Consider the following 7,903-nt stretch of genomic DNA (forward strand, 5'->3'; position numbering starts at 1 on the left):
GTGGAGAGGAGGGGGTTGGTCATGGTGCGTCAGTGAGGATGGCCGCGATGTCCTGTCGATCCGCCAGCAGGCGGACCACGTCGAGATGATCCGATCGTACGAAATAGAACCACTGCAGCGGGAAGCCCTTGACCCGCCAGCTTCTCAGGCCGGAGATGCCGCAGAGCCTGCCCAGGCGCATGGAACCGATATGGGGATGTTGGCACGGCGCTTCAAGCGCATCGAGTGCCGCGTCGAACAGGCGCTCTCCCAGTTCGCGCCCGCCGGCTTCGGCGTAGTGGCGGGCCGCCTGCACGAGATCCCGCTCCGCCTCGGGGCGAAGCCGGGCCTCGATCGGCGCTTCAGCCACCCAGGGCCAGCTTCTTCAGCTGTGCGGCGCGGCGCGGCGTCAGGGCCTTGGCTTCGCCTGAATCCAGGCCGGCGGCGATCAACTGCCGCAGGCGCTGCCTGGCCTGTTCTTCCTGGTCGCGGCGGATCAGCTCGCGCAGGTATTCGCTGGCGTTGCCGTACTGGCCCGAGCGCACGCGCTCGTCCACATAGCTGCGCATGGCTTCCGGCAGGGCAAAGCTCATGGTGTTCGTACTCATGAGCAGATGCTCTGCGGATTATCAATAGTTGTCAACCGAAGGCCCGCTCCGCCGACTCCATCGTGTTCACCAGCAGCATCGTGATCGTCATCGGGCCCACGCCGCCCGGAACCGGCGTGATCCAGCCGGCCACTTCCTTGACGCCGTCGAAGTCCACGTCTCCGCAGAGCTTGCCTTCGTCATTGCGGTTCATGCCCACGTCGATGACGACGGCGCCGGGCTTGACCATGTCGGCGGTCAGGACCTTGCGCTTGCCTACGGCGGCGACGATGACGTCGGCCTGGCGGGTGATGGCGGCCAGGTCGGCGGTGCCGCTGTGGCAGACGGTGACGGTGGCGTCGGCTGCCAGCAGCATCATCGCCATCGGCTTGCCGACGATGTTGCTGCGACCGATCACCACCGCGTGCTTGCCGCGCAGATTCTTCATGCCGATGCTCTCCAGCATCTTCATGCAGCCGTAGGGCGTGCAGGCCTTGAACCCCGGTTCGCCGACCATCAGCGCGCCGGCGCTCTCGACGGCGAAGCCGTCCACGTCCTTGGCGGGCGAGATCGCCTCGATGACCTTGTGGTCGTCGATGTGCTTGGGCAAGGGCAGTTGCACCAGGATGCCGTGGATCGACGGATCGTTGTTCAGCGCCTCGACGCGGGCCAGCAGTTCGGCCTCGGTCATCGCGGCCTCGTACTTCTCCAGCACCGAGTGGAAGCCGACGTCCTCGCAGGCCTTGACCTTGTTGCGCACATAGACCTGGCTGGCCGGGTTGTCGCCGACGAGGACGACGGCCAGGCCGGGCTTCTTGCCGCTCTTCGCGACCAGCGCGGCGGCGCGCTGCGCGACTTCGGCGCGGACTTGTTTGCTGAGGGCGTTGCCGTCGATCAGTTGGGCGGTCATGGTGAGGAACTCCTTGGAAATGCAAAAGGCCGCTGGAGTGCAGCGGCCTTGTGAGAGCGGGTGGGAATCAGACCTTGGCCGGGGCACCCAGCGCGATCTTCAGCAGGTCGGCCACGGTGTTGGCATTGAGCTTTTCCATGATGTTGGCGCGGTGCGCCTCCACCGTCTTGATGCTGATGCCGAGGTCGTCGGCGATCTGCTTGTTCAGGCGGCCGGCGACGATGCGCTCCAGCACCTGCGCCTCGCGGGTCGTCAGGCGCGACAGCAGGGCGTCGCGGCTGGCGGCTTCCTGGTGGGTGGAGAAGGCGTTGCGGGCCTGGTCCAGCATGCGCTCCACCAGGGCCAGCAGCTCGTCTTCCTTGAAGGGCTTCTCGATGAAGTCCATCGCGCCCTTCTTCATCGTCTGCACCGCCATCGGCACGTCGCCGTGGCCGGTGATGAAGACGACGGGCAGCGGGCTGCGGCGTTCGATCAGGCGGTCCTGCAGTTCGAGGCCGCTCATGCCGTCCATGCGGATGTCGGCGATCAGGCAGGCGACTTCGCGCGGGTCGTAGCGGCTGAGGAAGGACTCGGCGGAGTCGAAGCACTTGACACGGTAGTCCTTGCCTTCGAGCAGCCATTGCAGGGAGTCACGAACCGCCTCGTCGTCGTCGACGACATAGACGTTGCCCTTCTTCGGAATCAGACTCATGGTGTCGCTTGTAAGTTCACTGCTGAAGGCCCGCTGGTGCCCGAGGTGTCGGGGCGGGAGATATCGACCGGTATCGTGAAGGCGAATCGGCACCCCACGATGGCCGAGGCATTGTATAAGTTCTCGGCCCGGATCCGGCCCTGGTGGGACTCGACGATAGACCGGCATAACCCTAGGCCGATGCCCATGCCATCGGCCTTCGTGGAGAAAAACGCCTCGTACATCCGGGAGATCACTTCCTCCGGCAGACCTGGCCCCATGTCGGTCACGCTGAACTCGATGTGCCCCCCCAGCTCGGGGGTGTGCTTGGGCACCACACGTAACTCGATATGTCGACGGCTTGCCGGCAGCGAGGCGTTGTCGATCGCTTCCGCCGCGTTCTTCAGCAGGTTCATCAGCACCTGCTCGATCAGGATCGGGTCCACCATCAGCGAGGGCAGGCGCTGGGCGACGTAGGTGTGGATCGCGACATTGCGCCGGCGCAGCTCGATGCCGGCCAGTTCCACCGCGTCCTCGACGATGTCCGCCGCCTGCGAGGCCTGGCGCTGCGGCTCGCTGCGCTTCACGAAGTTGCGGATGCGGTGGATGATCTGGCCCGCCCGCTGCGCCTGCTTGGCGGTCTTCTCCAGCGCGGTGAGCAGGTCTTCCTTGGCGATGTTGTCGCCGCGCACGCGGCTGACCATGCCGTTGCAGTAGTTGGTGATGGCGGTCAGCGGCTGGTTCAGCTCGTGGGCCACGCTGGAGGCCATCTCGCCCATGGTCATCAGCCGGCTGGTGACCTGGGCCTTCTCGGCCTGCTGGGCCGCCAGCGCCTCGGCGCGGCGGCGCACGGTGATGTCGGTGGCGATCAGCATCTGGGCCAGGCGGCCGTCGGTCCACTGCAGGTAGCGGGAGCGCACGTCGAACCACATTTCGAGCGATTCGACATAGACCTCGCGCGGGTCCGAACCGGCTTCGGTCAGGGCCTGGGCGGGCAGGCCGGTGTAGTCGTCGATCTCGTCCACCGGCTCGGTGGGCAGCGCGCGGCCCAGCGGCCCGCCGGCCAGCAGCGCATGGCCGGCCGGGTCGGCGCCGAACCACAGGCGGTACGAGCGGTTGGCGAACAGCAGCTCGCCCTGCTGCACCGACAGCACCGAGACGGCCGCGTCCAGGCCTTCCAGCACCGTGGTGAAGCGCTCGTGCGAGGCGCTCAGCTGGTCGCGCACCCGCTTGGCCTCGGTGATGTTGGTGATCGAGGCCATCCAGCCGCTCTGCTTGCCCTTGCTGTCGATCAGCGGGGAGACGTACATGCGGGCGTCGAAGATCGTGCCGTCCTTGCGCATCACGCGCACCTCGGCACCGCCGGCCGGGCTGCGGCCCTGCACCTCCTGCTGCTGCAGCCGGGCGTTCTCCTCGTAGCGGTCGGTCGGCCAGTAGGGGAAGGGCGGCTTGCGGCCGATCAGCTCGGCCTCGGAGAAGCCGGTCATCGCGCAGAAGGCCGGGTTCACGTAGGAGATGCGGCTCTCCATGTCCATCGCGCGCATGCCGGTGAGCATGGAGTTCTCCATCGCGCGGCGGAAGTTGGTCTCGCTCGCCAGCGCGGTCTGGATCTGCAACCGCCGGCGCATGTGGCGCCAGGTGCCCAGCAGCATCCAGACGGTCAGCACCGACAGCGCCACCACCATCCAGAACAGCGTGTTCGAGATCAGGCCGATCGAGGTGCGGTAGCCCTGGCCGCGCAGCACCAGGCCGTTCAGCGCCGGCGCCATCGGCACGTCGTGGATGATGGACGCGCGCTGGATGCGCTGGCCCGGCATCGGCGTGACGGTGCTGCTGACCACCTGCTCGCGGCCGTCCAGCACCAGGATCGCGTGCCGCGTGGCCACCTCGGGCGGCACTGCGTGGCGCAGCAGCGCCTCCACGCTGTACTCGGCGATCAGCACGCCGGAGAAGCCGGTGCGGTCCACCAGCGGCACCTGGATCTGGAACACGGTGGCGCCGTTGCTGTCGGCGAAGGGCAGCGAGTAGACCGGCTGGCGCCGCTCGCGTGCGGCCAGGAAGGCCAGCTCCGGCGGGCTCGACTGGTTGGCCAGCGGCAGCGAGGGGTCGATGCCGGTGTTGTCGGTGACGACCAGGCTGTCGTCCTGGTAGCCGCTGCTGTTGATGTGGGCGCGCCGGTCGCGGTGGCTGCCGATCCAGTCCACCTCGGTCAGCTCGGGCCGCTCGCGCACGAAGGCGCGGGCCTGGGCGCCGAAGTCGTGGGCGTCGACGGTGCGGGTGGCGATCTCCCGGGCGATGCGCACCAGCTGTTCCTGGTTCTCGATCAGGCGCAGGCGGATCTGCTGCTGGGCGATCTCGGTGTCGCGCTTGACGGCCTCCGTCTCGCGTTCGATTTCCTCGTTGCGCAGGTACCAGAAGGCGGAAATGATCGCCGCCAGGAAGAGCAGCACCGAGATCAGCGGCCCCAGCGTGGCGAAACGGTCCTGGCGGGCGGGAGACTGGCGACGCCACCAGCCGGTGACGACACGTTGCAGCGGAATCAGCTTGCGGCGCGCGGCGCCGCCGAAATCGGAGGAAAACGGCATAACGCGATTATCGAGCGGAGGCTCGGAGGCCTCGTAGAGTGCGATCCCTCATTTCATAATTTGAAATCGACTTGCGCCATTTGGAAGTGCTCGAATCTTGTGCGAAACTCCGCGCCAACCGAATTCGACCGACCTCTGTACAAGCAGGAGACAAGCCTCATGTCCGCGCAACCCAACGAATTCCTTGGCGCCGCCGCCAACGACACCGACTCCCAGGAAACCCGCGAATGGCTGGACGCGCTGTCCGCCGTCATCGGCGAGGAGGGCGGTGACCGCGCCCACTTCCTGCTCGAGCAGCTGATCTCGCATGCCCGCCAGGCCGGCATCGACGTGCCCTTCAGCGCCAACACCGCCTACGTCAACACGATCCCGGCCGACCAGGAAGAGCGCTTCCCGGGCAATGTCGAGATCGAGGAGCGCCTGCGCGCGATCATGCGCTGGAACGCGATGGCCATGGTCGTCAAGGCCAACCGCCTGCACCCCGCCGACGGCGGCGACCTGGGCGGCCACATCAGCTCCTTCGCGTCCCTCGCGACGATGCTGGGCTGCGGCTTCAACCACTTCTGGCATGCCGACGATGGCGAGCACGGCGGCGACCTGCTCTACATCCAGGGCCACAGCGCCCCCGGCATCTACGCCCGCGCCTTCATGGAAGGCCGCATCACCGAGGAACAGCTGCTGAACTTCCGCCAGGAAGTCGACGGCAAGGGCCTGTCCAGCTACCCGCACCCGAAGCTGATGCCCGAGTTCTGGCAGTTCCCCACCGTCTCGATGGGCCTGGGCCCCTTGATGGCGATCTACCAGGCGCGTTTCCTCAAGTACCTGCACGCCCGCGGCATCGCCGACACCAGCAAGCGCAAGGTCTGGGTGTTCCTGGGCGACGGCGAGATGGACGAGCCGGAATCGCTGGGCGCGATCGGCCTGGCCGCGCGCGAGAAGCTGGACAACCTGATCTTCATCGTCAACTGCAACCTGCAGCGCCTGGACGGCCCGGTGCGCGGCAACGGCAAGATCATCCAGGAGCTGGAGAGCGAGTTCCGCGGCGCCGGCTGGAACGTCATCAAGCTGATCTGGGGCTCCTACTGGGATCCGCTGCTGGCCCGCGACAAGGACGAGATCCTGCGCAAGGTCATGATGGACACGCTGGACGGCGACTACCAGGCCATGAAGGCCAACGACGGCGCCTTCGTCCGCAAGAACTTCTTCGGCCGCCATCCGAAGCTGCTGGAGATGGTCGCGAAGATGAGCGACGACGACATCTGGCGCCTGCAGCGCGGCGGCCATGACCCGCAGAAGGTCTATGCGGCGTATCACAAGGCGGTGAACACCACCGGCCAGCCGACCGTCATGCTGATCAAGACCGTCAAGGGCTTCGGCATGGGCAAGATCGGCGAAGGCAAGAACACCGCCCACCAGACCAAGAAGCTGCAGGACGACGACATCAAGGCGATGCGCGACCGCTTCAACATCCCGGTCAGCGACGCCGACCTGCCCAACGTCCCCTTCTACCAGCCGGCCGAAGGCTCGCAGGAACTGAAGTACCTGCACGAGCGCCGCAATGCACTGGGCGGTTACTTGCCCAAGCGCCGCCCGAAGACCGACGAGTCGCTGAAGGTGCCCGACCTGGCGACCTTCCAGGCCGTGCTGGACCCGACCGCCGAAGGCCGCGAGATCTCCACCACGCAGGCCTACGTCCGCTTCCTCACGCAGCTGCTGCGCGACAAGGAACTGGGCCCGCGCACGGTGCCCATCCTCGTGGACGAGGCGCGCACCTTCGGCATGGAAGGCCTGTTCCGCCAGATCGGCATCTACAACCCTGCGGGCCAGCAGTACACCCCGGTCGACAAGGACCAGGTGATGTACTACCGCGAGGACAAGGCCGGTCAGGTGCTGCAGGAAGGCATCAACGAAGCGGGCGGCATGGCCTCCTGGATCGCCGCGGCGACGTCGTACTCGACGAACAACCGCGTGATGATTCCCTTCTTCGTCTACTACTCGATGTTCGGCTTCCAGCGCATCGGCGACCTGGCCTGGGCCGCCGGCGACATGCAGGCCCGCGGCTTCCTGCTGGGCGGCACGTCCGGCCGCACGACGCTGAACGGCGAAGGCCTGCAGCACGAGGACGGCCACAGCCACATCCTGGCCGGCACGATCCCGAACTGCGTCAGCTACGACCCGACCTTCGCGCACGAAGTCGCCGTCATCCTGCACAGCGGCCTGAAGCGCATGGTCGAGAACCAGGAGAACGTGTACTTCTACCTGACCCTGCTGAACGAGAACTACCCGATGCCGGGCCTGAAGGCCGGCACCGAGGAGCAGATCCTCAAGGGCATGTACCTGCTGGAAGAGGCGCACCAGGGCTACGGCACGACGGTCAACCTGCTGGGCTCCGGCACCATCCTGCGCGAGAGCCAGGCCGCCAAGGAACTGCTGGAAGCCGACTGGGGCGTGGGCGCCAACGTCTGGAGCTGCCCGAGCTTCAACGAGCTGGCCCGCGACGGCCAGAACGCCGAGCGCTGGAACCTGCTGCACCCGACCGAGCTGGCCTGCGTGCCCTACGTGACGCAGCAGCTGGCCAAGGTCCAGGGCCCGGTGATCGCCTCCACCGACTACATGAAGAACTACGCCGAGCAGATCCGCGCCTTCATCCCGGCCGGCCGCTCCTACAAGGTGCTGGGCACCGACGGCTTCGGCCGCTCGGACTTCCGCTCCAAGCTGCGCGAGCACTTCGAGGTGAACCGCCACTACATCGTCGTCGCCGCGCTGAAGGCGCTGGCCGATGAAGGCAAGGTGCCGGCGCAGAAGGTGGCCGAAGCCATCGCCAAGTACGGCATCAACGCCGACAAGATCAACCCGCTGTACGCATAACGCTGAGTTTCGACGGAGACAAGAACATGGCATTGGTTGAAGTGAAGGTGCCGGACATCGGCGATTTCGAGGGCGTGGGCGTCATCGAGCTGCTGGTCAAGCCGGGCGATACGGTCAAGGTGGAACAGAGCCTGATCACGGTCGAGAGCGACAAGGCCTCGATGGAGATTCCGTCCAGCGCCGCGGGCGTGGTGAAGGAGCTGAAGGTCAAGGTCGGCGACACGGTCAAGGAAGGCAGCGTGGTCCTGATGCTGGAGACGGCGGGCGAGGCGGCTGCTGCCGCCCCTGCACCGGCTCCCGCGGC

General features: G+C 66.6%; 7 protein-coding genes. 2 read left to right on the top strand and 5 right to left on the bottom strand.

All coding sequences use genetic code 11. From position 1 onward, the window contains the following. Nucleotides 1-19 precede the first annotated feature (19 nt). From B0W88_RS27475 to B0W88_RS27495, 5 genes are all read right to left on the bottom strand, one after another. Nucleotides 20-349, bottom strand: a complete 330-nt coding sequence (locus tag B0W88_RS27475; RefSeq protein ID WP_233151866.1) for a type II toxin-antitoxin system RelE/ParE family toxin — start codon at nt 347-349, stop codon at nt 20-22. Further along, nucleotides 342-587: a type II toxin-antitoxin system ParD family antitoxin gene (locus B0W88_RS27480; protein ID WP_077037753.1), complete on the bottom strand. Its 246-nt coding sequence runs from the start codon at nt 585-587 to the stop codon at nt 342-344. Before B0W88_RS27480 ends, B0W88_RS27475 begins: the two co-directional genes overlap by 8 nt. Nucleotides 588-618: 31 nt before the next feature. Continuing rightward, on the bottom strand, nt 619-1,476 hold the full coding sequence (folD, locus tag B0W88_RS27485) for a bifunctional methylenetetrahydrofolate dehydrogenase/methenyltetrahydrofolate cyclohydrolase FolD (RefSeq protein WP_077037754.1): 858 nt from the start codon (nt 1,474-1,476) through the stop codon (nt 619-621). Nucleotides 1,477-1,543: 67 nt separating this feature from the next. Further along, nucleotides 1,544-2,167, bottom strand: a complete 624-nt coding sequence (locus tag B0W88_RS27490; protein WP_077037755.1) for a response regulator transcription factor — start codon at nt 2,165-2,167, stop codon at nt 1,544-1,546. Next, a complete protein-coding gene (locus tag B0W88_RS27495; protein ID WP_077037756.1) occupies nt 2,164-4,731 on the bottom strand; it encodes a PAS domain-containing sensor histidine kinase in 2,568 nt (855 codons plus the stop codon). The genes B0W88_RS27490 and B0W88_RS27495 overlap by 4 nt, the downstream gene beginning before the upstream one ends. Nucleotides 4,732-4,890: 159 nt before the next feature. On the opposite strand from B0W88_RS27495, the gene aceE reads away from it, so the two are divergent. After that, a complete protein-coding gene (gene aceE / locus B0W88_RS27500; RefSeq protein ID WP_077037757.1) occupies nt 4,891-7,599 on the top strand; it encodes a pyruvate dehydrogenase (acetyl-transferring), homodimeric type in 2,709 nt (902 codons plus the stop codon). 26 nt (nt 7,600-7,625) lie between these two features. Beyond that, nucleotides 7,626-7,903 (top strand): biotin/lipoyl-containing protein (locus tag B0W88_RS27505; protein ID WP_304442603.1); only part of this gene is annotated, 278 nt, incomplete at its 3' end.

This window comes from Pelomonas sp. KK5, from assembly GCF_001984095.1.
In the GTDB taxonomy this organism is placed as follows: Bacteria; Pseudomonadota; Gammaproteobacteria; order Burkholderiales; family Burkholderiaceae_C; genus KK5.